18 protein-coding genes are annotated in these 25,739 nt (G+C 66.4%); 9 read left to right on the forward strand and 9 right to left on the reverse strand.

Going from position 1 to position 25,739, the window contains the following annotated elements:
- The first annotated feature begins 108 nt into the window (after positions 1-108).
- Positions 109-1,668, forward strand: a complete 1,560-nt coding sequence (locus tag U9J33_RS18790; RefSeq protein WP_324699675.1) for an FAD-binding oxidoreductase — start codon at positions 109-111, stop codon at positions 1,666-1,668.
- A 73-nt stretch (positions 1,669-1,741) separates the two neighbouring features.
- On the opposite strand, the gene U9J33_RS18795 is transcribed toward U9J33_RS18790, so the two are convergent.
- The 4 genes from U9J33_RS18795 to U9J33_RS18810 form a co-directional block, all read right to left on the reverse strand.
- Positions 1,742-2,668: an alpha/beta hydrolase family protein gene (locus U9J33_RS18795; protein WP_324699676.1), complete on the reverse strand. Its 927-nt coding sequence runs from the start codon at positions 2,666-2,668 to the stop codon at positions 1,742-1,744.
- Positions 2,669-2,670: 2 nt separating this feature from the next.
- A complete protein-coding gene (locus U9J33_RS18800) occupies positions 2,671-3,072 on the reverse strand; it encodes a c-type cytochrome (protein WP_054439023.1) in 402 nt (133 codons plus the stop codon).
- Between the two features lie 189 nt (positions 3,073-3,261).
- Positions 3,262-4,377 carry a DUF3089 domain-containing protein gene (locus tag U9J33_RS18805; RefSeq protein WP_132469563.1) on the reverse strand — a complete coding sequence of 372 codons (1,116 nt, stop codon included), beginning with the start codon at positions 4,375-4,377 and terminating at the stop codon, positions 3,262-3,264.
- Positions 4,370-5,770 carry an MFS transporter gene (locus U9J33_RS18810; protein WP_292636064.1) on the reverse strand — a complete coding sequence of 467 codons (1,401 nt, stop codon included), beginning with the start codon at positions 5,768-5,770 and terminating at the stop codon, positions 4,370-4,372. The genes U9J33_RS18805 and U9J33_RS18810 overlap by 8 nt, the downstream gene beginning before the upstream one ends.
- 232 nt (positions 5,771-6,002) lie before the next feature.
- Between U9J33_RS18810 and U9J33_RS18815 the strand changes: the two genes are divergently transcribed.
- Positions 6,003-8,216: a beta-glucosidase family protein gene (locus U9J33_RS18815; RefSeq protein WP_324699677.1), complete on the forward strand. Its 2,214-nt coding sequence runs from the start codon at positions 6,003-6,005 to the stop codon at positions 8,214-8,216.
- Between the two features lie 48 nt (positions 8,217-8,264).
- On the opposite strand, the gene U9J33_RS18820 is transcribed toward U9J33_RS18815, so the two are convergent.
- From U9J33_RS18820 to U9J33_RS18830, 3 genes are all read right to left on the reverse strand, one after another.
- Positions 8,265-9,485 carry an alpha/beta hydrolase-fold protein gene (locus U9J33_RS18820; protein ID WP_324699678.1) on the reverse strand — a complete coding sequence of 407 codons (1,221 nt, stop codon included), beginning with the start codon at positions 9,483-9,485 and terminating at the stop codon, positions 8,265-8,267.
- 143 nt (positions 9,486-9,628) lie between these two features.
- Positions 9,629-10,180 carry a cupin domain-containing protein gene (locus U9J33_RS18825; RefSeq protein WP_054439036.1) on the reverse strand — a complete coding sequence of 184 codons (552 nt, stop codon included), beginning with the start codon at positions 10,178-10,180 and terminating at the stop codon, positions 9,629-9,631.
- Positions 10,181-10,195: 15 nt separating this feature from the next.
- Positions 10,196-11,383 carry an LLM class flavin-dependent oxidoreductase gene (locus U9J33_RS18830; RefSeq protein ID WP_324699679.1) on the reverse strand — a complete coding sequence of 396 codons (1,188 nt, stop codon included), beginning with the start codon at positions 11,381-11,383 and terminating at the stop codon, positions 10,196-10,198.
- A 163-nt stretch (positions 11,384-11,546) separates the two neighbouring features.
- Here U9J33_RS18830 and U9J33_RS18835 point away from each other — a divergent pair, with 163 nt between their 5' ends.
- From U9J33_RS18835 to U9J33_RS18855, 5 genes are all read left to right on the forward strand, one after another.
- A complete protein-coding gene (locus U9J33_RS18835; protein WP_324699680.1) occupies positions 11,547-12,533 on the forward strand; it encodes a LysR family transcriptional regulator in 987 nt (328 codons plus the stop codon).
- 133 nt (positions 12,534-12,666) lie between these two features.
- Positions 12,667-13,533, forward strand: a complete 867-nt coding sequence (locus U9J33_RS18840; protein ID WP_054439039.1) for a phytanoyl-CoA dioxygenase family protein — start codon at positions 12,667-12,669, stop codon at positions 13,531-13,533.
- Complete coding sequence (locus U9J33_RS18845; RefSeq protein ID WP_324699681.1) at positions 13,530-14,111, forward strand: hypothetical protein; 582 nt, start codon at positions 13,530-13,532, stop codon at positions 14,109-14,111. Before U9J33_RS18840 ends, U9J33_RS18845 begins: the two co-directional genes overlap by 4 nt.
- 33 nt (positions 14,112-14,144) lie before the next feature.
- Complete coding sequence (locus tag U9J33_RS18850; protein WP_324699682.1) at positions 14,145-15,521, forward strand: MFS transporter; 1,377 nt, start codon at positions 14,145-14,147, stop codon at positions 15,519-15,521.
- Positions 15,522-15,699: 178 nt separating this feature from the next.
- Positions 15,700-18,054: a TonB-dependent receptor gene (locus tag U9J33_RS18855; RefSeq protein ID WP_324699683.1), complete on the forward strand. Its 2,355-nt coding sequence runs from the start codon at positions 15,700-15,702 to the stop codon at positions 18,052-18,054.
- A gap of 72 nt (positions 18,055-18,126) precedes the next feature.
- On the opposite strand, the gene U9J33_RS18860 is transcribed toward U9J33_RS18855, so the two are convergent.
- Both U9J33_RS18860 and U9J33_RS18865 read right to left on the reverse strand, forming a co-directional pair.
- Positions 18,127-19,611 (reverse strand): NAD(P)/FAD-dependent oxidoreductase, encoded by a 1,485-nt coding sequence (locus tag U9J33_RS18860; protein ID WP_324699684.1) that lies wholly within the window; start codon positions 19,609-19,611, stop codon positions 18,127-18,129.
- 81 nt (positions 19,612-19,692) lie between these two features.
- Positions 19,693-22,119, reverse strand: coding sequence for a TonB-dependent receptor (locus U9J33_RS18865; protein WP_324699685.1), 2,427 nt, complete (start codon positions 22,117-22,119; stop codon positions 19,693-19,695).
- Positions 22,120-22,754: 635 nt separating this feature from the next.
- Here U9J33_RS18865 and U9J33_RS18870 point away from each other — a divergent pair.
- Together U9J33_RS18870 and U9J33_RS18875 are read left to right on the forward strand one after the other, a co-directional pair.
- The gene (locus U9J33_RS18870) at positions 22,755-24,893 is read left to right on the forward strand and encodes a TonB-dependent receptor (protein WP_324699686.1); all 2,139 of its coding nucleotides are present in this window, start codon (positions 22,755-22,757) and stop codon (positions 24,891-24,893) included.
- 80 nt (positions 24,894-24,973) lie between these two features.
- The gene (locus U9J33_RS18875) at positions 24,974-25,735 is read left to right on the forward strand and encodes an SDR family oxidoreductase (protein WP_324699687.1); all 762 of its coding nucleotides are present in this window, start codon (positions 24,974-24,976) and stop codon (positions 25,733-25,735) included.
- Positions 25,736-25,739: the final 4 nt, after the last annotated feature.

The following is a 25,739-nucleotide window of genomic DNA, read 5'->3' on the forward strand; positions in this document are numbered from 1 at the left end:
GATCGCTGGCCGGATAGCCGCAGGGTGGATAGGCTGGCGCCGGGCGGTCGCGGGGGCTGGCGGGAATGGTCAAGCCTAGCGGCCGATATGGAAAATTCGGGTATTCTGATGAGCAGCGCGATTGTCGAGGAACAAGTGGTTTCTGCCCTGGTGAAGGCACTGGGAGCCGATGCCGTGATCCATGAGGGCGAGGCGCTCGCCTACTTCTCGAACGACGTCTATCGCGGCGGGGCCGCGCCCAAGGCGGTTGTCCGCCCGGCCGATGTGAAAGCGCTTCAGGAAGCCGTGCGCATCTGTGCGGCGGCCGGGGTCGCCATGGTCCCGCGCGGCGGCGGTGCATCCTATACCGACGCCTATCTTCTGCCCGAGGGCGGTCACGTCCTGATCGACACCGGCGCGCTCGACACGATCGAGATCGACGAACGCAACGCCGTCGTCACGGTCGGCGCGGGGGTCACGTGGATGGCGCTCAAGGCCGCGCTTGACGCCAAGGGCCTACGCACGCCGTTCTGGGGGCCGTTTTCCGGCATCGCCGCCACCGTGGGCGGCAGCATGAGCCAGAACACGCTGAGCCACGGCAGCACCGCGCACGGTATCTCGGCACAGTCGGTCCTGTCGATGGACGTGGTGCTGGCGAGCGGGGAAATGCTCTCGACCAGCGCCAGTTCGGCCATGCGCTTCTATGGGCCGGACCTCACCGGCCTGTTCACGGGCGACTGCGGGATTTTCGGCATCAAGGCACGCATTCGCCTGCCGCTGCTGCCGGTCCTGCCGCATTTCGAATGCCTGAGCTTCGCGTTCGAAAGCTTCGCGGACTATCACGCCGCCTCGCGCGAGGCGGCCATGGCGCGGCTGGACGATTCCCACTTCGGCCTCGACCTTGCCCTGTCGCAAGGGCAGATCGGCCGCCAGGAAGGCATGGGCGCGCGCCTGAAGATCGCCGCCGAGGTGATGCGCAAGGCGCCGGACAAGATGAAGGGCCTTGCCCAGCTCGTCCGCATGGCGCTGGCGGGTGAGAACCCGATGCGCGCGGGCGCCTACATGTGCCACTTCATCATCGAGGGGTTCGACGCCGACGAGGCGGCGCACAAGGCCAGGATCCTGCGCCGGATGCTGGCCCGGCACGGCCGCGAGATCGCCAACTCGATCCCGACTTTCGTCCACTCGGTGCCCTTCGCGCCGCTGTTCAACGTGCTCGGCCCCGGCGGCGAGCGCTGGGTGCCGATCCACGGCGTGCTCGCCCACGACCAGGCCGTGCCGTTCGACGCCGCGTTCAAGGAACTGATCGCCGGTCGCAAGGCGGAAATGGACCGTCTCGGCGTCTGGACCGGCACGATGTTCTCCCCGGTCGGCGCCACCGGCTTCCTTTACGAAGTGGCGCTTTACTGGCCGGACGACCGCACCGCCTATCACCGCACGGTATTGGGCGAGGAATACCTGTCCCAGCAGCCGCAATTCGCCGCCAACGCGGAATCGCGCGCCTATGCGGACGATCTCAAGCAGGCGATCGTCGCGCTGATGCAGGAATACGGCGCCGGGCACTTCCAGCTCGGCCGGGCCTATCCCTACCGCCAGCGGCTGTCTCCCCAGGCGCTTTCCCTACTGGGCGCGGTAAAGCGGGAACTCGATCCGAAGGGACTGATGAATCCCGGCGCGCTCGGGCTCTGAAACCGCCGAAACCCACGAAAAACGCCCCGGAAACGAATTCCGGGGCGTTTTTCAAGGAGAATGGCGAAGAGCCTCAGCGCTTCATGAGGCGCGCCGGCAGGGCTTCCGTCACTAGCCTGTCTAGACGGCGGCGCGCCCTTACGCTTCCCCCGCCGAAGCCTTCGAGGAACAGCGCAGCACGCTCGACCGCCAGCTTCAGGGCCGCCAGTTGCGGCGGTCCCGGCTGCGAGAAATCGCAGATGGCGCCGCCGAAGTAGTGGTTGGCCCCTTCGAGCACGAGGCCATAGCGATCACCCCCCACAGCAGCGGCAGTGAACGGCGCGAGGTGGCCCTTCCAGCCATCGGCGGCCATCCCCGGCATCAGGTCAAGCGTACCCGTCTGGACCAGCGCGGGCACCGACAGCGCGCCGTAGCCCGCCTCGGTCACGAGGACAGGGATCGGCGGCGGAGGCGAGAAGGCGATCACCGCCCTTGCAAGGCGCGGCACCAGCGGCGCTTGCAGCCCTTCCGGCAAGACCGGCTGCGCACCGCCCAGCATCGTCGCGACGAGGCCGCCATAGGAATGTCCCGCCGCCACGAACGGCGCATCGCCGATATGGGAAACGAGCGCGCGCATATCCTCGATACGCGCCTTCCAGCTTGCAAGTCCCTGGTACTGCGCGGTTTGCGGGTGCTCGCGCGAATCCACGTGAAGCGGTGCGAGCACCCGCCACCCTGCTGCGACCCAGGGCCCTATGATCGGATCGTAGTATGCAGGGGCCGATCCCGCCCCGTGCGAGAACAGGATCACCCCGCGCGGGCTGCCCTGCGGCCGCCATTCGGTGATGGAAACCGCGCGGCCTTCCGGCGTCTTCAGCTCGATGACCGCAGGCTGCGGCATCGGCTTTGGCGGGGAGGCCGCCAGCGCGCGTCCGGCCACGGCCAGTCCCGCCGCCGCGACGGAACCGGCCAGCAGCGACCGGCGCGATACCGCAAGGCCCGTCTCCACGATCCGCGTCACGTTCAGGGCGCCGGCTTCTTGAGGTAGGCGATCACGGCCTTGCGGTCTTCCGGCTTGGGAAGCCCGGCGAAGACCATCGAGGTGCCGGGAACCACGCTGGCCGGACGGGTCAGCCACTTGTCGAGCGTGGCATCGTTCCAGGTCACGCCGGACTTGGTCATGGCTGCCGAATAGCGGAAGCCCTTCACCGTGCCGGACTTCTTGCCGACCACGCCCGACAGATTCGGTCCCACCTTGTTCGCACCCCCGGCATTCACCGTGTGGCAGGCCATGCAGCGCATGAAGATGCGCTTGCCTGCCGCGGCGTCAGTCGCCGGCGGCGCGGCCGAAACGCTTGCCGGAATCGCCGCCATGGCAGCGAAGGCGGCCGCGGCCAGTGCCGGAAGGATGATCTGTCTGGTCATGTCTAACTGCCTACCCTTTGGAATGCGTCATTATCGCTCCGGCCGGGATGCCCGGACGCCTTCTCTGCTTGGAAGGCCGCCCATCGGGTCCGCCGGGGCCCGTTCTTTCCAGTCATCCTCCAACCTAGGACGTAAACGCGAACTCTGCCCGATACGCAGCGCCGACTATCCGCCTTGCGGACAGGCCGTTCAGCGATGCGCCTTGAGCCAGGCCGAGGCGCGCAGGGCCGCATTGGCGCGGATGTCCGCATAGAACAGCGCGAAATCGTAATAGTGAAGGCTTCCGCCCGCCATCGGCCTCACATCGAGCCCCGGCGCCGGATAGGTCACGGCAAGCCCCTGCTCGCACCGCACGGCCACCGCGCCGGGTCGCAGCGGCTTCATCGCGCCGAAACCGGGCTCGCCCGGAACCGCGCCGCGTGCCTGCGCCGAAAGCGCGGCGGGGCGGGACCGGTCGAAAGTCACCGGGTTGATGCAGAGCGGGCGCTTGCCGGGAACGTCGCCATATCTGTCGACGAAGGCCTTTTCGTAAGCGGCGACGATGGGCGCAAGGTTGGCGCCAGCCTCAACCGCGTTCCATTGCAGCGCGCATCCGGTCTGCGCGGGCCTGTCGCAAACGGGGACATGCCTGTACCGCAGGCCGAACTCGCCTTCGGAAAGATTGATGCCCACGATGTAGGCCGCCACCATGCGCTGCTGCAGCGGCGTGCCGTCGATCCGCCGTTCCAGCAGGTCGGCGATGTGCTTGGCGCCCTGGCTGTGTCCGGCGATGATGAAGGGCCGACCATCGCCGACATGGGCGAGGAACCAGTCGAACGCGCGCTCCACGTCGGAATAGGCAAGCGCAAAGGCGGCATCCCGGTGCGCGGGGTCCATCAGCGCCTTGTAGCTGGCCGCCCGGTATCGCGGCGCCCAGATCCGGCAGCAGGCCCCGAACGCGCTGGCTTGCCGGGCCACCGCGCTCTCGTCCGTCCAGGTGCTGGCGGCGACGTCGGCAGGGTCCTGGTTCCACGCGGTCTGGCTGCGGAAGGTGGTGGGATGGACATAGAACACATCCACCCCCGGAGCCTGCGCGACCGGCGCGGCGCCCTCGGGCAAGGCCGCCGCCGGGCCGGGACCGGCAGGGCCGGCGGCCCAGTTCCCGGCGACAGCGTAATCGGGTGCGGGCGGCGCGAGCGCGGCGATGTCATCCTGCGGTGCGGCGCGGACCGGACCGGACCAGCACAGCAGCACCGATATGAGGCCTGCTGCGGATCTTGCCGCCGACCGTGCCCTCAGCCGGGCAGCGCGGCCGCGCTCACGCATCGGCGGGCAGCCGGTAGCGCGAGAACACAAGGAGGCTGACGAGCTGGGTCCCAGCCGGGATCAGGCTGTAGAGCAGGACGATGCCGGTGATCGCATGGGGCGTCTGCGTCACCGCTCCGCCGGTAGAGGATACGAAGCCGAACGCACTCATCACAAGGCCCGCGACGACCGGGCCGAGCGCAAAGGAGAGCTTTTCCATGGCCGAGAACAGTCCGGCGAAGACGCCTTCGTTGGCAATGCCCTTGCGGCGGCGTTCGTAATCGATCGTATCGGTGAGCATCGAGAGCGAGAGCATGACGAACGCCGAGTTCACTACGCCGATCACCGCGCCGCGCACCAGCACCAGAACGTGCTGCGTGCCCAGCGCGCCCACGCCGGGAATGTTCACCAGCACATCGGTGGCCGGGTGGACGAAGAACCAGGTTACCGTCACCATCGCCCATGCGGCGGAGGCGATGACGTAAGTGCGCTCCTTGCCCCAGCGGCGCGAAAGCGCGAGCCAGAGCGGCTGCGCGAGAATACCCGCGATCGCCATGACGAGGATGAACAGCGGCACGATCCAGATCGCCTGGATCGCATAGAGATAGATGAAGCCGATCACGGTATAGCCCGAAGCCTGCCCAATGTTCTGGATCAGGCAGGTTGCCAGCAGCACCAGATAGGGGCGGTTGCCCTTGATCGCGCCAAGCTGGCTCAAGAGGCTGCCCGGCGCGGCATCGTCGCGGATCATCGGCACGCGGGCAAGGCCCAGCGCGGTCACCAGCATCGTGCCGAGGCACACTGCGCCCAGCACCAGTGCCATCACGGTCCAGCCATGCGCGCCGCCGCCCAGCGCATAGATCAGCGGCTGCGCCACGCCCACGCCCACCAGCACGCCCAGCGTCGAGAAGACCATGCGCCAGACCATGATCCGGGTGCGCTCATGCGGATCGTGCGACAGCGCCGCCGCAATCGCGAGATAGGGCACCGAGAACATCGAGAAAGCGGTGGAGGCGAGAAAGAACAGGAAGCAGGTGATCGCCGCCGAGAGCAGCGGGCTGGAACTCTCGGTCAGCGTGAACAGCGCCACGAAGCCGAGGCTGGTGAGAACCGCTCCCGCGACGAGGAAGGGCGCGCGCCCATGCTTTCCGCGCAGCCGATCGGACCAGGCGCCGACCAGCGGATCGCAAACGATCAGCCAGAGCTTGGGGATGAGCACGACCAGCCCCGCCAGCCAGGCCTCTACGCCGAGCATGGTGGTGAGGAACAGCGGCAGCAGCACCGCGGGGGTATCGCGGAAGATCTGCGCCCCGAGCTGGCCGGTACCGTAGCGCAGGAGGACGGAGGTGCCGACCCTGTCGTCATGCCCCGCCGGTGGCTGCGGGAGGATTGTCTGCTCGATCATGGTGGCCATGCGCTTCCCGAATCTTGTTTTGTTGCACTGCAACATGCGACGGAGCGCCCGCTCCGTCCATGGGATATTCATGCCATTGACCTTTGCCGCATCGCGGCAATTGCGCGGTTTATCCACCAGACGGACGTGGCGGTCCGCTGCGTGGACACCCTTCGGCAGCGATCCATGGTGGCCGCGAAGCCCCGAGACCCGAATTTCGGGGCGATCCTCCCTCTCCTGGAGACCTTCCGCAATGATTTCCCGCCTGCTCGCCTGCACAGCCGTTTCACTGGTTATCGCCGCGCCCGCGCCCGCAGCCGAACGCGACAGCCGCGCCATCGACCTTGCGGCCGCACAGAAGCGCGCGGGCGAAACGGTTTCCCGCATGTCCGCGCAGGAAAAGGTGGTCATCACTCACGGCATCATGCCCCTGCCCGGCGGCGGCCCGAAAGTGGAGATCCCGGCCGAAGCGATCATCGGCGCGGGCTACATTCCCGGCGTTGCCCGGCTCGGCATTCCGCACTTGCGGGAAACCGATGCCAGCCTCGGCGTGAGCTGGGTGATGGGCGCGCGCAAGGACTGGTCCACCGCCCTGCCCTCGGCCGTGGCGCAGGCGGCAAGCTGGAACCCCGCACTGGTCGAGCGCGGCGGCGCGATGATCGGCTCGGAAGCGCGGGCCAAGGGCTTCAACGTCCTTCTTGCAGGCGGCGTGAACCTGGCCCGCGATCCGCGCAACGGGCGGACTTTCGAATACTTCTCGGAAGACCCGCTGCTGTCCGGCGTGCTGGCGGGCGCGGCGATCCGGGGGGTACAATCCAACCATATCATCTCCACCATCAAGCACTTCGCGCTCAACGGGCAGGAAACCGGCCGCAAGTACGTGGACGTGAAGATCGCGCCCGCCGCCGCCCATGAAAGCGACCTGCTGGCCTTCCAGATCGGCATCGAGCAGGGCCAGCCGGGCTCGGTCATGTGCGCCTACAACCGCGTTCACGGGGCGCAGGCCTGCTCCAGCGACTGGCTGCTCAACAAGGTGCTCAAGCAGGAATGGGGCTACAAGGGCTTCGTCATGTCGGACTGGGGAGCCGTGCCCTCGATCGACGCGGCGATGAACGGGCTTGACCAGCAATCGGGCGACCAGCTCGATCCGGGCGTGTTCTTCGGCGCGAAGCTGGCCGAAAAGGCCGCGCTCGATCCGGCATGGGCCGCCCGGCTCGATGACATGAACACCCGTATCCTGACCGCCGTCTATGCCGCCGGGCTGGACAGCCATCCCGCAGAACCCGGCGGCACGATAGACTGGCCCGCCCATGCCGCTATTGCCGAGGAGGTCGCCAAGCAGGGCATCGTCCTGCTGAAGAACGAAGGCCATGTGCTGCCGCTGGCCAGGACCGCGAAGTCCATCGCGGTCATCGGCGGCTATGCCGACGGCGGCGTGCTTTCGGGCGCCGGGTCGAGCCAGGTCATGGGCGAAGGCGGGCCTGCGGTGAAGCTGCCGGTGGCAGGGTCGGGCGTATGGGCCGGGTTCATCTCGGAATCCTACCACCGTTCCAGCCCGATGGCGGCGATCAAGGCGCAGGCGCCGGGCGCCGCCGTGCTCTACCGCCAGGGTCAGTACATCAAGGACGCGGCCGAACTGGCCGCGCGTTCGGAAGTGGCCATCGTCTTCGCCACCCAGTGGATGACCGAAGGGCTGGACGTGCCGGACCTGTCGCTGCCGCGCGGACAGGATGCGCTGATCGAGGCAGTTGCCGCCGCCAATCCGAATACCATCGTCGTGCTCGAAACCGGAGGCCCGGTGAAGATGCCCTGGCTGGGCAAGGTCAGGGGCGTGATCGAGGCGTGGTATCCCGGCGCGCGCGGCGGCGAGGCAATCGCTTCGGTGCTGTTCGGCGAAACCAACCCCTCGGGCCGCCTGCCGATCACTTTCCCGGCCGACGAGAGCCAGCTTCCCCGCCCCCGCCTGGACGGGAGCGACTGGGTGGAGCCGGACTTCGGCGGCAATCCGAAGGGAGGCAAGGACAAGCTGCCCGCAGACTACGACATCGAAGGTTCGGACCTCGGCTATCGCTGGTTCGCCCGCACAGCGGTCCGGCCGCTGTTCCCCTTCGGCCACGGGCTCAGCTACACCGCGTTCGCGCAAGGCAAGCCGGTGATCAAGGGTTCCGCCGCGCGCGTCACCGTGACCAACACCGGCGCGCGGGCAGGTGCGGACGTGGTACAGCTCTACCTGACCGACCGGGCAGGAGAGACGAAACGCCGTCTCGTCGGCTTCGGCCGCGTGGAACTGGCGCCGGGCGCCTCGGGCGAAGTGGCGATGACGATCGACCCGCGCCTGCTGGCGGACTGGAAGGATGGAAGCTGGACGATCCCGGCGGGCCGTTACGCTTTCGCGGTGGGCACCGATGCCGAGCATCTGGGCGCGCCGGTGACCGTGACGATGAAAGCGCGCCGCTGGAAGGACTGAAGCCAGAAGGCAGGCCCGGGCGCGCAAAAGGCGCGCCCGGGCCTGCCTTCAGCGGAACAGGCGCGGCGCGAAATCGGCGAGATAGCGCCGCCAGTTCACCCATTCGTGGCCGCCGCCGGTTTCGTGATAGACGTGCGCGATGTGGTAGCGATCGAACAGCGCGCGCGTGGGCGCGACCGTCTCGTGAAGGAAATCCTCCCTGCCCATCGCGAAGTAGACGAGCTTCAGTTCCTTCGCGCTGCGCTTCAGTTCGGCATCGTATTTCGCGGCATACGTCTCCACGCCGTTGAAGGCGTTGCCCTTGCTCAGCCCCATCGAGAATATGCCGATCCAGCGGAACTGGTCCGGGTGCGTCAGCCCGTTTCGCAGGGTATGCGATCCGCCCATAGACAGCCCCGCCATGGCCCGTGCCTCTGGCCGGGCGTCGCTGCGGTAAGCGGCATCGACATAGGGGATCAGGTCGCCGATCAGGTCGGCGCCGAAATCGGGGTTGTCGAGCGTCATCACCCCTTCGCGCAGCGGGGTGTGGCCGTCCGGCATGACGACGATCATCGGCACGACTTTTCCGGCGGCGATCAGGTTGTCCAGGATGGCATTGGCCCGGCCCACGCTGGTCCAGCTGTCGTCACTGTCTCCCGCGCCGTGCACGAGATAGAGCACCGGATACTTGCGGCCGCCCTTCATGTAGCCGGGCGGCGTATAGACATGGGCGCGGCGGGCGATGCCGAGCGATTTCGACCAGTATTCGATCGTCGATACCGCGCCATGCGCGACTTGCGGGTTCCACGTCTGGAAATCGCCTTCGGGGCCGCGCACCTCGAATGTCGAATTGATGCCCTTGAGCTCCTCGGAGAAAGTCTTGCCCAGCGGATCCACGGTCTTCACCCCGTCCACGCGGAAGGCGAAGCGGTAAGTGTCCGCCGGCACCGGGCGGGGGGTGGTGACGGTCCAGAGACCGGTCGCGTCCTTCGCCATGGCAAGGCCCTGCGGCGTACCGGCGGGGAAGCCCATGGGAATGACCGTGGCGATATCGGTGCTGGTCAGCAGCACTTCCGATGCATTCGGCGCGCAGAGGCGGAAGGTCACGCGCCGGTCGGGAAGCTGCTCCACCGACTTGTAGGGCGCGGGGCCGGAATAGAACGGGGGCATCACGCAAGTGGAGGGATCGAGCTTGGGCGACTGCATCTGCGCCGTCGCCGGCAGCGCCGCCGCGATGGCGGATACGGCCGCCAGCAGCGCGGCGGAGGAGACTATCTTGCGGCGAACCATGCAAAAAACCTTTCGCGAACGCAGCGAGCGCTGCTGCCGCGAAAGGTCGCTTCTGCCGGTGCCGGAACGAACGGCGCCATCGCGTCTATCCGACTGGCGGACCCGCCCGCTCCGCACACCCCGCCATCACCGTGGGTGGCGGTTCACTTGCGCGCTTCGCCCTGCTTTCCCAGCCGCGCCGCCACGCACTGGTCGGCGGGCATGCCATCGGGGCAGCTCTCGGCCTTGGGCACGAGCGCGCTGTCCTTCGGCAGACGGACGGTGAGGATGCGCACGGGCTCGGTGCCGATCATGCGCGAGGTATGGCCGCGCCCGGTCACGTCGTCCGCCAGAACGATGTCGCCCTTGGAAAGGATGTGCTTCGAACCGTCACCCAGCCCCACTTCGAGCTGGCCTGACAGGACGATCAGGAAACGCGGGGTGGAAACGCCGTGAAAATCGATGAAACCGCCGGGCAGCGTATCGCCGATCTCGACATCGGTGGCGCGCAGGCGCGACTGCACCGAACGCCCGTCGCCCCCGCCGGTCAGCGGCAGGTCGATGATCTCGAGATGGGATTCGCCGTCCTCCCCGCCGTACATGTGCATCATGCGCATGGCCTTGCCGGTGGGAGAAAGCGGGGTGACGGGCGCCGGATCGGCCAGCGCGGGCGCCGCAAGGGCCAGCACGGCGGCGAACGGAACGAGCAGTTTCATGCGCCTTGTTCTCCTTCAGGCACTGACGCGGGAACCGGCGGCGGCGAGGTCGGCGCCGGACTTCTCGTCATGGCGGGCGGCCAGTTCGCGCAGGCGCGGGATCAGTTCGCGCCCGTGGACGGCGATATCGCCCAGCAGGTCGAATCCGCGCAGCAGGAAGCCGCCGATGCCCATGGCATAATAGTCCATCAAGGCATCCGCCACCTGCTCGGCCGTGCCCACCAGCGCGGGCGGCAGCATCGGCGTCGAGAAATCGATCGAGGCGCGGGTGATCCCGGTCCAGAGGCGCTTGTCGATCAGTTCGCTGCCACCGGCGAGCGCCTCCAGTTCCTCACGCCCGGATCCGCCGCGCGTCGTGGCCAGCCTGGGGTCGAGCCGCATGGCGGTGCCGGTCGCCTCGCCCTTTCCGGCATCGGCTTCGGAGATTTTCGCCTGCTGCATCGCGGCAGTGTCGCGAAGCTGCTCGATCACCGCGCGCGCGGCCTGCCATGCCTGTTCCTCGGTCTCGCCAAGGATGACCCGCGCCGATGTCTGGAGGCGCAGGGGACGGCCGGTTGCCGCCCAGGCCGCCTTGACCTGCGCCGCCGCCTCTTCCATCTGCGCCAGCGGCTTGAGACCGCCGATCGCGTAGACATCCGCCACTTGCGCGCCCACTTCCAGCGCCAGCGGAGAAGCTCCGCCCCAGTAGACCGGGATGGCGCCGCCCTCCGGCCGGATTTCCGCCAGCGCCCGGTCGAACCGGTACCAGTCGCCCGCATGGCTCACCGGCTCGCGCGCGGCCCAGACCCGGCGCATGATCTCAACATATTCGCCGCTGCGCCGGTAGCGTTCGTCCTTGGTGTGGTAATCCCCGTCGCAGGCCAGTTCCAGGTCGTTGGCGCCGGTGATGACATGGACCCCGGCACGCCCGCCGCTCAGCCGGTCAAGCGTGGCGAACATGCGCGCGGCCATGGTCGGCGCGATGAAGCCGGGCCGATGCGCCACCATGAAGGATAGCCGCCGGGTGATCGCGGCCGCGTAACTGGCGATGGCGAAAGGGTCCGGCGCGTAGGAGTTCTGGAGGATCAGCACGCGGTCGAAGCCGTTCTCGTCGAAAGCGCGGGCCAGCGTGCCGATCGTCTCCACATCGAAGCTCGGCCCGCCCGGCGGCGACACTTCCGAGGCATTGCGGTGGAGCAGGACTCCCAGGATTTCAAGCGACATGACGGCCCTCCCCAAGGCCGGGCCACGATGCGTGCCGGCTTCAATTCTGACCCCGAAAAACTGGCAGGTGACCGAGAGGCGAATAATCCAAGAAATCTATTACCCTGCGAGAGAAGCTTGATCGAACCTCCCCGGGCAACGGCAACCAGGAGGCCCCCCGCCGATGAACATCGTCAAGCTCGAACGCATGATCGCCGTCTACGAGGCAGGCAGTTTCCGCAAGGCAGCGCGCCGTTTCGGCATGTCGCAGCCCGCGCTCACCTGGAGCATCCGGCAATTGGAGGAAAGCCTCGGCCTCTCGCTGTTCGTGCGCGGCCCCTCCGGCATCCGCCCGACGGAAGCCTGCGAGACGCTGATCGTGCGCGCGCGCCTGATCGTCAGCGAACATGCCCGCCTGCTCGCCGAAGTGGAGCGCAAGAACCGCCAGCAGGTGATCGTGATCGGCGTCCACCCGGTGCTGCTCAACAGCCAGTTCGCCCACACCATCGCCGCTTTTCGCGAACGCGAGCCCGCCGTTACCCTGCGCGTGGTGGAAGCCTATAGCGCCGACCTCATCGCCCGCCTGCAACGCGGCGAACTGGACCTGGCCTTCTCCGCCGCCCCGCCCGAGGACGAGGACGCCGACGAAATCGCCTTCGAGCCGCTGCTGCGCCAGTATTACTCGATCTTCGCCCGCCCCGATCACGCGATCTTCGAACAGATCGAAAGCGGCGGCCCGATCACCGAACATGCCTGGGCGCAGGCAGACGCCCCCAATGTCGGCGCGCGGCAGGTGACCGCCAGCAGTGGCGATCGCAGCAATACCAACATGGTGCTGGAACTGCTCGCACGCTTCGGGATGACCGAGAACATGGTGGCGATCCGCTCCGCCTCGATGCACCTGATCCGCCGGATGGTCATGGACGGCGGCCTGCTGGGCATGGTGCCGGAAAGCCAGTTCGCCACCGAACTGCAGGGCGGCACCGTCCGCCAGGTGCCCGGCTCCAACATCGAGGGGCCGCCGCTCGGCCTGTTGTGGATCGACGGCTGCTACGAGACGCTGGCGGTGCGGCGGCTGAAGTCGCTGCTGCGCACGATGCAGGTTCCCGACCATCCCAAGGCGCTGCCCACCCCGAAGATCGCGGCATGTTGGCCGCCGCTGCCCGGGTGATAGAGGCGCTCTATCACAGGTCAAAATTAGTTCTCTGTTCCGCCTCGCCAAGCCCAAGCAACATGCCGCCACTGGCTGCGCTGGGTTCCAGTCGCTCACCGTGGCCCCTTTTTTCCTCACAGCGAGTCCGGCGATGAACAAGCATCCCCTCAACCCCGTCACGCCCGAGCACATCGAGACCTATCGCCGCGACGGCGTGGTCTGCCTGCGCCAGATGTTCGACGCGGAATGGATCGAGCGTCTCCAGCAGGCCGCGCTCGAAGTATCCGCCGATCCCGCCGCACACGGCCTTACCGGCCCCTCGCACGGCGCCATGGTCTCGGTTTCGCACCTCTGGCACAAGCCGGGCATATTCCGCGACTTCGCCTTCAACTCGCCCGCCGGCGAGATCGTGGGCCGCGTGATCGAGGCGGACAACGTGCAGATGTTCCACGATCACCTGTTCCGCAAGCCGCCGCAATCGCCCGCGATCATGCAGTGGCATGCCGATCACCTCTGGCCCTTCACCGGCACCATGATCCCCAACCTGTGGGTCGCGCTGTCGCCGGTGAACGAGGAAAACGGCCGGATCGAATTCGTCGCGGGCTATCACCGCTTCTGCATCGACACCGGCTCGCGCTTCGGCCCCGCCGGAGACGGCACCTTCCGCTTCCCCGACTTCGAAGCCGAGCGCGACAATCCGGATTTCCCGTTCCGCTTCGTCACCTGGGATCTCCAGCCGGGTGACGCCGTGCTGTTCCATGTCGATATCCCGCACTATTCCAAGGGCAACGATTCCGACACGCTCGCCCGCACCGGCCTTGCCATGCGGATGATCGGCGACGACTGCTACTGGTGCCCGCGCGAAGGGCTGATGCCGGTCCACGGCATGGACCTGATGAGCCAGCCCGACGGCGTTCACCCCGAACCCGGCGAACTGCTACCGCTGATCTGGCACCGCCCCGACGACGAACCGCGCGCCTTCGCCCCGCGCCCCGCGCAAGCGGCGCGGGCAGCATGACCTTCGATCCCGGCAAGCGGGAATTCCTTGGCGGCGCGGCGCTTCTCGCGATGCTGGGAATTTCCGGCCCGGCGGTGGCGGGCAGCGCTCCCGGCATCCGGGTAGAGCCGGTCCAGGGCCCGAACCTGCCGATGGAATTTCCCGGCAGCGGCGGCACGGTTCCCTGGCTGAAGCGGGTCTTTCACCTCTATTCCGGCCCTGACGGGCTGACCCGGGGCGAACAACTCGAAGTGGTCGAGCCGCGCGGCCAGGCCATCGCCACGCTGCTGCGCCGCACCGCCGCGCGCGTCACCCTGGGCGGATCGCAACCCGGCGCCGGTTTCGGCTTCCACGTCGCCAGCCAGCCGACCCTGCTGATCCCGATCTTCGGGTCGATGATGATCGGCCTTCATGACGGCACCGAATACGAACTGCGCCACGGCGACCTCGCCTATGCGGAGGACTGCACCGGCAAGGGCCACATCTCGAAAGCCGGGCCGGAAGGCTCGTTCATGGTCGCGGTGCAGCTTCCCGGCGAAGGCTGCCCCCTGTCCGGCAGTTCCGACATGACGAAGGTCTGGTCCGACCAAGCCCGCTGAGCCCATAGCCCCCCCTCGCTGCAAGGAACACGCGTGAAGAAGACTGCATATCTCGGCTGGGCGATCGGCTCCTTCACGTCCTCGGCGCTGGTCAGCGCCGTGGGCCTGCTGCACTTGCGGTTCATGACGGATTCGCTCGGCCTTGCCATCGGGCTGGCCGGAATGCTGACCGTCCTTGCCAAGATATACGATGCCGCCTGCGACCCGCTGATGGGCCACATCGGCGACCGCACGCACACCCGTTTCGGCAAGTACCGCCCCTATCTGCTGGGCGGCGGGCTGATGGCCGGGCTTTCCATGGTCATGCTGTTCAACGTGCCTGCGGCGCTTTCGGGCACCGGCCTATGGGTCTGGGTGGGGATGACACTGCTGTTCTTCTCCACCGCCTATACCTTGTTCCGCATTCCCTATCTGGCGCTGGGGCGGGCGATCACGTCGAACTTTCAGGAACGCTCGAAGCTGATGACCTTCAGCGTCTACGGATCCTCACTCGGCAACATGGCCGCGACCGCCGCCGCGCCGTTCCTGCTTTCGCGCATCGGCAGCGACCGTGCCGGGCACGGCATGGTGGCGATCGTGCTGGGCGTGCTCATCGCCCTTGGCGGGGCGGCTTCCTTCGCACTGCTGCGCGAAGGCGAAGCGGCGGAAAGCGCGCCATCCGGCGATGGCTCCCTGCGCGAGGCGGTGGGTGCCCTGCGCCGCAACCGGCCGTTCCTCTGCCTGATCGGCTTCAAGCTCGTGCTGTTCTCGGGCCTTACCGTCCACATGGCGGCGATCCCCTTCTACACGCGCCACGTGCTGGGCGTGGCCGACAGCACGCTGGGCTCGATCTTCCTCGTGCAGACGCTGGCGATGATGGGCTCGCAGTACCTCTGGGTAAGGCTTGCCGCGCGCCACGGCCGCCGCAACGCGCTGCTGGGCGCCAGTGCGCTCTGCGCGCTCGCCTATTTCAGCTGGCTCTTCGTTCCCGCCGCCCGGCCCGAACCCTTCGTCCATCTCTGCGCGCTGGTTTCCGGCATCGCCACCGGCGGCATCTTCCTCGGTCTCTACACCGTGCTGACCGACACGATGGACTATTCGCGCCAGGTACAGGGAGACAGCCGCGCCGGGATGCTCGCAGGCGTCTTCGTCATGGTGGAGAAGGGCACGGCCGCCTTCGGAACCTTCGTGTTCAGCATGACCATGGCCTGGGTCGGGTTCGTGTCCTCCACCGGCAACGGCGCGGATGCGCAGCCTCCCAGCGTGCGGCTCGGGATCATCGTGGCGCTCTCCGTCGTGCCCTCGCTCGCCGCGGTGGCCGCGGGCCTCATCATGCTGCGCTACCGGCTTCCGGGTCAGGCCGCGCCAGAACACGCTGCGCAGGCTTCTGAAACAGCCGAAGGAATTGCCCTGAACGCAACTGCCGCCTGACCGGAAAAAGCCAGTTCCAACCCCCTGCAGGGCGGGCGCTTCCAGCGTCTCGCCCCGCAGCCATCTTCGCGATATTTTCTTTATCCGTCCATCGGATAGGGGAAATACTTCAGAAAAATACTCACCCGACTGGGACAGCATGTCCCCTCAAGAACAAATAACATGAGGGAAAGCGTCCATGACCGGTAAGTTGAAAAGAACAGCATTGACGACCAGCCTGATCGCCACCGCCGCCATGCTGGCGACGGCCCCCGCGCAGGCTCAGCAGGCCGGCGACGCGGAAGGCGGCAATACCATCGTCGTCACCGCCAAGAACCGCAAGGAAAGCCTTCAGGACGTGCCGCTGGCGATCACCGCGCTGAGCGACCAGGATCTCGCCGGTGCCCAGATCCGCGACGCGCGAGACCTCCAGAAGATCACGCCGAACCTCAGCCTTTTCGCCGGCTCGGGCCGCAACGATCCCTCGGCCTACTCGCTGCGCGGCCTGGCCCCCAATACTTCGGACGAACGCTACCAGGGCATCTCGATCTTCATCGACGGCGTGGCCCTGTCCGGGCAACTCGCCTCGCTCGATCTGGAGAACCTCCAGCGCGTGGAGATCATCAAGGGCCCGCAAAGCGCCACCTTCGGCCGCGCCACCTACAGCGGCGCGATCAACTACGTCACCGCCGATCCCTCGAGCGATGCCGTGACCGGCTTCGTCAAGGCGCGCGGCAGCCTCACCAACAAGGCGCCGGACGCCAGCTACTACTTCGGCGGCACCATTACCGCGCCGATAGTGAAGGATGCGCTATGGTTCTCTGTTTCCGGCTCGCTGATGCAGAACGGCGCCTTCGCGAAGTCGGTTGACGACGGCACCGCGATCGGGCGCGAACGCACGCAGGTCGTCTCGGGCACGCTGTTCTTCAAGCCGGACGAAAGCTTCTCGATCAAGCTGCGCGGCATGTACCAGCACGACCGCGATTCCCCGCCCGCACAAGTGGTTCAGCACCCGCGCGAATGGCTGGCAGCCGGCGTCGCGGTGGCGCCTTTCGCGCGCGGCAACGGCGCGTTCTTCCCCGCCTACCTGCCGGACGGCGACCTCGACACCATCGGCACGCAGGGCGCCACCGGCTACGGACGCGACCGCTACTTCGCCAGCGCCGTCGTCACCAAGACCTTCGGCGATTATGAACTGAGCTACCGCGGCGGCTATTTCAGGGAATCGCGCTGGGCCAATGTCGCCACCGTTCCCCGCGCGGTGCAGCCCGGACAGGACCCGGTGTTCGGCGACCTGATAACCGATGGCACGGTAACCGTGCGCAGTTCGGTGCTGGGCACCTTCCCCTCGACCGAGACTTTCGAGAACACCAGCCACCAGCTCATGCTGCTCTCCCCCGGAAGCAAACCGTTCCGCTGGCGGGCGGGGCTCTATTATTTCTGGGAGAACGATCTCTCCGCCTTCTCCGGCTACGGCACCACCGCCAATCCCAAGGGCGTGACGCGCAACGACCACCTCACCAACATGGCGGTGCTGGGCGGGTTCGACTGGGACGTCACCGACGCGCTGACGCTGAGCGGCGAAGGGCGCTACGCCCGCGAGAAGGTGTCCTCCCCCGCCTGCCCCACTTGCGTGTTCTACCCGACCTCTGTCGATTACAACAACGTCTCTGAGGACTTCAGCCCGCGTATCACCCTGAGCTACAAGGTGACGGGTGAGAGCATGATCTATGCGCTGTTTTCCAAGGGTGTGAAAAGCGCACGGTACAGCTTCGTGAATGTCGGTGGAAACTATGTCGGGCTCGCCGCGGACCCGGAGAAGCTGTTCAACTACGAGATCGGCAGCAAGAACACCTTCTTCGGCGGCCGCCTGACCCTCAACCTCGCCGCGTTCTATGACGAAGTGAAGGACCAGCAGCTCGTCTCCACGCAGGAACGCACGGTCAACGGCAACATCGTCAACATCGCCACGGTGGGCAACGTCGGCGCCTCGAAAATCCTTGGTTTCGAAGGCGAGGCGAACCTCCGGATAACCCCGCGCCTGACGCTGCGCGGCTCGGTCGGCTATGCCCACCAGGAGTTCACGACCAAGACCCCGCTCATCATCAGCACCAGCTCGACTTACGGGTTCCCCGCCAGCGCGGACAATTCGATCGTGCTCGACGGGCTCACCCAGGCCAATGTGCCGGACTGGAACGGCTTCATCGGCGGCGAATACAAGTTGCCGGAAATGGGCGGTTTTTCGCCCAGCTTCCGTCTGGACGGCGCCTATCGCGGCAGCTGGTACGCCAATCTCGCCAACACCGTGAAGGGCCGCTCGGCCTGGACCGTGGACGCGCGGATCAACTTCGCCAGCGATGCCATCGACTTCTCGCTCTTCGGCCGCAACATCCTCAACAACCAGCGCCCGACCGGCTCCGGCCTCGCCGGAGCCACCGCGACCTGCATCTTCGTGGAACGCGACACCGCCACTTACGGCTCCAACCAGCAGTGCCTCTACGCCTCGGTCCCCCGTCCGGCCGAATGGGGCATGGAAGCCACCCTGCGCTTCTGATCCCGCCGGCAAGCAAAAGGCCCGGCAGGCACATCGCCTGCCGGGCCTTTTCCCGTTCGTCACGCGCGCAAATCAGGCCCGCGCGCCGATCTCCACGGCAACGCGTTCACCGCTTTCCATCGCCGATTCCATGCCGAAATCGAGCCGCCGCGTATGCTCGCCCGCAAAGTGCATGACCTGCCAGGGATCGGTCATCGTCCGGGCAAAGCCGTTGACCTGGCCCGGTGCCAGGCTGAACCCGCAGCCGAGCTGGTTGGGATCGCGCATCCAGTCCTTGTAGGTGGCCAGCCGCAGAAGTCCTTTCGCAGCGGGGCGGAGGCGGACGATCTCGTTCTGGATGAAGGCTTCCGCCTCGGCATGTTCCATTTTCGCGATGGCCTGCGCGACAAGGCCGACCATGACCACCATCGCCCGGTGCCGGCCCTCGCCGGTGTGATTGTCGATCGCCCAGAACATCCCGATCGGACCATCGGTGGAGAACGAGGGCGGCAGTCCGTCTTCCTTCCAGAACGGCTTCTCGGCCGTCAGGTACATGCGCGCGGTGTTGGCATAGGGCATCGCCGAAATCGCCTGCCTTTGCAGGGGATTGTCCCTGCCCGCGACGATTTCGACACGGCGCAGCACCGAGAAGGGAACGGCGGAAATCACGAACCGCGCCGAAACTGCACTGCCGTCCGCACAAGTCACGGTGGCGCCGCTGTCCGTCATCTCGATCCGCGCCACCTTGCGTCCGAGGCGGATGGCGTCACCCAGCTTCGCCGCCATGGCCAGCGGCAGCTGCTGGCAGCCGCCGACGATGTTGTTGGTGGAGGCGAGGCCGTCGATCATGTTGTGGTCGTTGGCCTCGCCGAAAGGATGGTCCCGCGCGTGCTGGACCGGCGACTGGCCCGTCCGGCGATCGACGCCTCCGCGCGTCTCCTCCTGCCACATGCGCAGCATCGAGGTTTCGTCGATGCCGATACCGGGCGCCGAGAACGCCGCGAGTTCGATCGCCGCCTCGCTGTAGCCGTTGCGCTTCATCAGTTCGCGCAGGGAGATGTCGTACCCGGAAAAGCGCGGGTCCAGCCAGTCGTCCACTTCCTTGAGCGGATTGAATTTCGCGGTGACGGCCTGCCCCATCAGGATCGGGTTGATCTTGCGCTCATCGCCGACGGTGCGGTTGAGCGGGTTCGATTCCCACGTCTTCGGGTCGATCCAGGTGTCCTTGATATGACCGCCGAACGAAAGCAGGTCGCGGTCTTCCGAAACGAGCTTGAGCCCGTAGCGCTGGCAGGCGTCCAGCACGCGGGCATAGCTGCGGCCGATCTGGCTGGCGCCGACGTCGATGGGGCCGTCCACGGTCTGAACGGTCTGCACGCGCCCGCCAACCCGGTCGGACGCTTCGAGGATGAGCACGCGCATCCCGAGATCGCGCAGGAGCTCGGCCGAATGCAGGCCGGAAAGGCCCGCGCCGATGATGACGACATCGGCCTTCTCCGCGGCGAAAGCCATGCGCGGCAGCGCGAAGGTGGCGGCGCCAAGCGCGCCCGCGCCCAGAATCTTGCGGCGAGTGAACATGAGAACTGTCTCCAGTCTGAAAAGGAAGCTTGGAACGGCCGTTCCCGGACGGGCCAGCCATCCGGGAACGGCCGCCTGTCATCAGAAGCCCAGCTTGAGCTGCACGCCTGCGGTGCGCAGGTCGGGCAGGCCGACGAGCACGGCGTTGTAGCGCGCCAGCGAATAGCCGGGCGCAATCGCCCAGTTATCGTCGATGCTGGTATAGGCCTTGTTGTTGAAGACGTTGTTCACGAACAGCTCTATCGAGGCCTTCCCGCGCGAAAGGCCGGTGCGCAGGTTCACCAGGTGGCGGTCCTGCGTCTTGATGAGGTTCGCCTGGTCGGACCAGACGCCCGACTTGAAGCTGTAGTCCGCCCGCGCGAACCAGCCGGCATCGTCGATCCCGCGCAAGTCCCCGCCGAGTTGCACGCCCAGGTTCGCAGACCACTTGGAAGTACGCGCCATTTCCTTGCCGCTGAAGTCGGTGATCCCGGAATAGGCGGTTACGGAAGGATTGACGAAGCTGTTGATGTCCGTGCCCGTATAGGCGCCCGCCGCATCGATGGTGACGAGATCGCCCAGCCGCAGGTGCGTTTCCGCCTCAAGCCCGTAGAGATCGGTGGAGCCGGAGTTGGCAACGCCGGTGAACAGGGTGCCGTCATCCAGCAGGAACGAACAGGACGTGATCTGCTTGCGCCACTTCGCGTAATATCCGGCCGCCGTATACGTCAGCCGGCCGTTCAGCGCCTTGCCCTTTACCCCCAGTTCGTAGTTGGTCAGCTTCTCCGGCTGCACCGTAAGCGGTACGCCCTGCTGCGCCGCCAGCTCCCGGTCACCCGAATCCGTCGTCGAGGCCAGCAGGAAGGCGTTGAACTGCGACGGGTTCACCCCGCGCGAATAGGAGGCGTAGACCATAAGGTCCGGGTCGATCTGGAAGTTGGCGATCACGCGCGGCGTGAAGTTGCGGAACTTGTCCGAAGCCAGCTTGCTACCCGCCGCATAAGTGCCCGCCGGGACATAGATGGAATCGGCGATGGTCAGGTTGCTGTTGGCGTAGGTTGCGATCCGGTCGATCTGGTAGCGGCCTTCCGCGCTTACCGAGAAGCGATCGGTGATGTCGTAAGTGAGGCCCGCGAAGATGCCCAGGGTCTTGCTCTCGTTGCGCCCGGTGGTGCCGGGGCGGCCGCCGTAGATCGGCGTGCCGCTGCCCACCCGGTTCCACGCTTCGAGATAGCTGGCCCCGGCCACGCCGTGGACGGCGCCGAAATCGTAGTTCACCCGGCCCTCCGCCGAGTAATCGTGCATCTCCCGCTCGATCAGGTAGGGGAAGTCGTAATAGGCGGTGTTCCAGTAACTCGTGCCGGTGAAGGCCGAACTGTCGAACCCGTCCAGGTCGACCAGGGTGCTCCATTTCTCCTCGTTGTGCCCGGCCAGCAGCGAGAGCGAGAAATTGTCGTCGATCTCGTAGTCGGCGGTAAGGTGCGCGTGGATGGAATTGCGCAGCAGACCATAGTGATCGACCGTCTCGTCGCTTGAAAGCAGGCGCCCGGCAGGATTGTCGAGCCAGTTCTTGAGCTGGCTGGTGAAGCTGGTGTTGGCGCTCACCCGATTGACGAGGCCCGGCGCGGTGCCGCAGATGAAGGCATAGCCGCCCGGCGTCGTGCAATTGCTCTGGCTGCTCTGGATCACGGTGCCGCCCGGCGTCTTGATATCCGTGGCCACGAGCCGCGTCTGCGCCGAGGGTCCGTCCTCGTCACGCGTCCACATGCCGAACGCCTTGACGGTGAGCCGGTCGCTCGGCTTGGCGACGAGCAGGAGGCTGGCGCTGCGCGTCGATTCATCGCCCAGCGTGCCGCCGTCATAGCTGTTCTTCCACGATCCGCCCTTGTCGAACGCATCGCCGGTTATCCGGAACGTCAGCATGTCGCCGATGATCGGGCCTTCGACCGAGCCGCGCAGGCGCCAGTTGTCACGCGTGCCGATCATGCCCGTCAGTTGGCCGTGCCACTCTCCGCCCGGCTCCTTGTTCACGAAGTTGATCGCACCGGCAAAAGTATTGCGGCCGAAATAGGCGCTCTGCGGCCCCTTGAGGATCTCGATCCGCTCGGGATCGCTGATCGAGGTGAACGGCGAAGGCGAGGCAACCGGAACGCCGTCGATGAACATCGAGGTCGTCGTCGCATTGGTCGTCACCGGCGTGAAACCGCGCAGCGAGATCTGCTGGAAGGAACGGTCGGCATGGCCGGAAGAGCTGTTGTTGATGTTGATGCCCGGCGTCGAACTCGCCAGCGACTGCATCGAGACGATGCCCTTGGCCTCCAGCGTTTCCGAAGTCATCGCGGTCACCGTGACCGGCGTCTTCAGCAGGCTCTCCTCCCGTTTGCGGGCGGTGACGACGATATCGCCCGGCGCCATTTCAGTCGCCTGCGCCGGTGCGGACTGTCCCTGTGCGAAAGCCGGAGCGGCCCAGCATGCGAGCGCCGTTGAAAGCGCGGTGGTGAAACGTAGAATGTGACTGTTTCTGATCATGGTAGCCCCTCGATGTTGTCCGGACCGCGCGCTTTCACGGCGCGTACCCGGAGAAGTTCCCTGTCGAACATCGACATGCGGGAAGGGCTGACCCGAACAGGTCAGAAGTTTCGTTCCAGACGAGCTTCCATCGAAAAATGAACAGAACCGCTGGGAGGCACCCCTCCTTGGCATGTCCCAGTCTTTAAAGGTCGGAATACTTGCGCATCCGGTTGCGGGGTGAACCGCGTCGCAAGCTGCTTCGTCATGACGATCGAGCGCTTGTCCATGCCCATGAGATTTACTTTCCCGCCGCCGGATCGGCGCTGAATCTGGGCCCTGTTCGCCTGTCGGATGAGGGAGCGGAAAAAATCTGTCCCGCCATGAACCCGTGCGCGGATCGTCATGGACCTTGGCGATCAATCGCGACATTCAGGTTCCGCACCGCTTCATGTCCGACCATCGGTGATCCGCGTGGATCACGATCGCCGGAGGGCGTGCCTGCTGCATCTCCGCCCCGTCGGGACGTGCAGGAAGACATGGCAGGCAGGGGAAACCCCCGCCCGCAGCCCGGGAAGACAGGTGCCGCACCAAGCCGACGCAGAGCGGTCCGGTGACGAAAAAGCAAGGTTCAGGTTCAAATCGGAGTTTTTCAAATGAAGAAGTCTGTCATGCGGGTGCTGCTGGTCGCAACGGCACTCACCGCGCTTCCTGCCGTCGCCATGGCCCAGGAAACACCGCAAGCAGGGTCGGAACAGGACGCCCCGCAACAGGGCTTCGGAGACATCGTGGTCAGCGCCCAGCGCATCGACCAGCGGCTCCAGGACGTTCCGGTCTCGGTAACCGCCATCACCGCCGAGGAGATCGAGACCCGCCAGGTGCTCTCCCCCACCGATATCGGCCGCCTCGCCCCCAACGTGAACCTCAGTTCGGTGACCGGCGGCAGCGCCGGCCTCACCGCCTATATCCGCGGCGGCGGCGTGACGGACGGCGGCTACATCATGTCGGAGCCGGAAGTCGCGCTTTACGTGAACGACGTCTACAACGCCCGCATGCAGGCCGCCCTGCTGGACTTTGCCGAGATCGAGCGGATCGAGGTGCTGCGCGGCCCGCAAGGCGTGCTCTACGGCCGTAACGCGGCGGCGGGCGCGATCAACATCATCACCAAGCAGCCTGCCGACACGCTGACCGGCAACGTGCAGGTCGGCTACGGCACGTGGAACGAACGCCGCGTGAAGGGCTACCTTTCGGTTCCGCTCAGCAAGGACGGCAAGTGGGCCTTCTCGCTCAACGGCATCGTCCGCGCGCGAGACGGCGGCCGCCAGTACAATGCCACGCTGGACCGGAAGGTCGGCAAGGAAGACTTCCAGGGCGGCCAGTTCGATCTCGCCTACAAGGGCGACGCCGTTAAGGGGCGGCTCAACCTGTTCTATGTCCATCTCAACAGCGACGGCCAATGGGCCAGCAACACCGTCACTGGCGACGACGGCAAGATCGTGCCGCTCTCCGGCTCCTACCGCACCGTGCTCTCGCCCTTCCCGTCCTATACCGCCGTCACGCAGAAGGGCGGATCGCTGCGCCTTTCCGCCGATTATCCGGGCGGCACCATCACCTCGATCACCGCCTATTCGCGCCTGAAGGACCGCTGGGGCGAAGACTTCTCCGGCGGCGTCTACCCTTCGATGATCGAGGGCAGCGGCGATACGCCGATCTCGCTGTTCGAACGCGAAAGCCGCTCGAAGTCATGGCAGGCCAGTCAGGAGACCCAGTTCGCCGGGTCGCTGGCGGACGATCTGGTGAACTATGTCGTCGGGCTCTACTACTTCCACGAGCAGGGCGATCAGGACATGAACTCCACGATCTTCTTCGCCCCCTCTACCACCCGGTTCCATGCCGAGACGAATGCCTGGGCGGGCTACGGCCAGTTCACCTTCAACGTGACCGACAAGCTCGCACTCGTGGCGGGCGGCCGGTACACGCTGGAAGACAAGAGCCTGGACGCCACGCTGGCCGGCACGCCCGCGATCAGCCGGGACCACTACGAGAAGTTCACGCCCAAGCTCGGCGTCAACTTCAAGCCCTCGCGCGACATGCTGCTCTATGCCTCGTACACGGTCGGCTTCAAGTCAGGCGGCTACAACGGCCTCGCCTCCACCGCCGCGCAACTGGCCACCGCCTATCGTCCGGAGACCACGAAAGCTTGGGAAGCAGGCGTGAAGGCCGATATCGGCCGGACCGTTCGCGGCTCCATTGCCGGCTTCGTCAACAAGATCACGGACCGCCAGGAAACCGTGAACCTCAATGACGGCGGCTTCCTTGTCGAGAACTACAACGTGAGGATTTCCGGCATCGAGGCAGAGCTGGCCTGGCGCCCGCTTACCGGGCTCCAGATCTGGGGCAATGGCTCGATCAACCGGGGCAAATACCTCTCCACCGACTCCGCCGTCGGTTCGCTGATCGGCAAGAACCCGCCCTCGTTGCCCAAGTACCAGGGCACCATCGGCGTGGACTACTCGCTGCCGGTCGGTCCAGGCACGGCCAAGCTCGGCGCCGACGCCGCCTTCCGCGACCAGTACTTCTCGACGCCGGACAATCTGGAGGTCGGCCACGTCAAGGCGACCCAGTTGTTCAACGCCTATGCCGGATACGACGTGGGCCCATGGAACTTCCAGATCGCCGGCAAGAACCTGTTCAACCAGACCTACTGGACGACCGGCTTCGGCTTTTCGGTGATCAACCCGCGCATCATGGCCAATCCGCGCACGGTGCTGGGCACGGTGAAGTACAGCTTCTAGCAACGTCCCGGCGGGCTCCCCTCGGCCGGGAGCCCGCCTCCCGCGATCGGCGGCCGCAGGCGTCATGGAGTGCAAAGGAAATGAACAACGCGCGGTTTTCCGGCCTCAACGTCGTCGTCACCGGGGGACGCGGCGGCATCGGCGCTGCCATCGTCTCGGCCTTTGCCGCCGAAGGAGCCCGCGTGGTGAGCGCGGATCTCGCCTGCGAGGATGAGGATGGCGGCACCGGCAAGGCCCTTGTCCTCGAACGCCGCCTGGACGTCACCAGCGAAGCGTCCTGGTCCGGCCTGCTCGATTTCGTGGATACCCATCTCGGCGGACTGGATGTCCTGGTGAACAACGCCGGGTTCTATCTGCCCGACATCGCCTTCGAGGACATGCCGCTGGACCTGTGGCAGCGCCATTTCGCCATCAATTGCGACGGCACTTTCCTCGGCTGCAAGCATGCGATCCGGCATATGAAGGGGCGTGGCGGCGGCTCCGTGGTCAACCTGGGGTCGGGCATGTCGATCACCGCCAACCCGAACGGCGCGGCCTACTGCGCCTCCAAGGCCGCTGCGCTCATGACCACCAGGGCGGCGGCGCGGGCGGCAGGCCGCTACGGTATCAGGGTCAACGCCGTGCTGCCCGGCGCCGTCCCCACCCCGATGCTCATGGGCAACATGCACGGCGGCGAGACCGAGAGCGAATTCCTCGCCCGCATGGAGAGTTTCAGCCCGCTCGGCCTGCTGGCCACGCCCGAGGATATCGCCCGCGCCGTGCTGTTCCTCGCAGATCCCGCCAACCGCGCCATTTCCGGCATCCATGTCCCGGTGGACGGCGGGAACATCCCCGGCGCCTGACTTA

The organism is Novosphingobium sp. RL4 (assembly GCF_035658495.1).
Taxonomy (GTDB): domain Bacteria; phylum Pseudomonadota; class Alphaproteobacteria; order Sphingomonadales; family Sphingomonadaceae; genus Novosphingobium.

Bases quoted from the DNA above. Each gene is read 5' to 3' on its own strand.
- U9J33_RS18815 (WP_324699677.1), top strand. From the start codon at position 6,003: ATGATTTCCCGCCTGCTCGCCTGCACAGCCGTTTCACTGGTTATCGCC.
- U9J33_RS18865 (WP_324699685.1), bottom strand. From the start codon at position 22,119: ATGATCAGAAACAGTCACATTCTACGTTTCACCACCGCGCTTTCAACG.
- U9J33_RS18835 (WP_324699680.1), top strand. From the start codon at position 11,547: ATGAACATCGTCAAGCTCGAACGCATGATCGCCGTCTACGAGGCAGGC.
- U9J33_RS18810 (WP_292636064.1), bottom strand. From the start codon at position 5,770: ATGGCCACCATGATCGAGCAGACAATCCTCCCGCAGCCACCGGCGGGG.
- U9J33_RS18800 (WP_054439023.1), bottom strand. From the start codon at position 3,072: ATGACCAGACAGATCATCCTTCCGGCACTGGCCGCGGCCGCCTTCGCT.
- U9J33_RS18830 (WP_324699679.1), bottom strand. From the start codon at position 11,383: ATGTCGCTTGAAATCCTGGGAGTCCTGCTCCACCGCAATGCCTCGGAA.
- U9J33_RS18860 (WP_324699684.1), bottom strand. From the start codon at position 19,611: ATGTTCACTCGCCGCAAGATTCTGGGCGCGGGCGCGCTTGGCGCCGCC.
- U9J33_RS18805 (WP_132469563.1), bottom strand. From the start codon at position 4,377: ATGCGTGAGCGCGGCCGCGCTGCCCGGCTGAGGGCACGGTCGGCGGCA.
- U9J33_RS18875 (WP_324699687.1), top strand. From the start codon at position 24,974: ATGAACAACGCGCGGTTTTCCGGCCTCAACGTCGTCGTCACCGGGGGA.
- U9J33_RS18825 (WP_054439036.1), bottom strand. From the start codon at position 10,180: ATGAAACTGCTCGTTCCGTTCGCCGCCGTGCTGGCCCTTGCGGCGCCC.
- U9J33_RS18845 (WP_324699681.1), top strand. From the start codon at position 13,530: ATGACCTTCGATCCCGGCAAGCGGGAATTCCTTGGCGGCGCGGCGCTT.
- U9J33_RS18870 (WP_324699686.1), top strand. From the start codon at position 22,755: ATGAAGAAGTCTGTCATGCGGGTGCTGCTGGTCGCAACGGCACTCACC.
- U9J33_RS18855 (WP_324699683.1), top strand. From the start codon at position 15,700: ATGACCGGTAAGTTGAAAAGAACAGCATTGACGACCAGCCTGATCGCC.
- U9J33_RS18790 (WP_324699675.1), top strand. From the start codon at position 109: ATGAGCAGCGCGATTGTCGAGGAACAAGTGGTTTCTGCCCTGGTGAAG.
- U9J33_RS18840 (WP_054439039.1), top strand. From the start codon at position 12,667: ATGAACAAGCATCCCCTCAACCCCGTCACGCCCGAGCACATCGAGACC.
- U9J33_RS18820 (WP_324699678.1), bottom strand. From the start codon at position 9,485: ATGGTTCGCCGCAAGATAGTCTCCTCCGCCGCGCTGCTGGCGGCCGTA.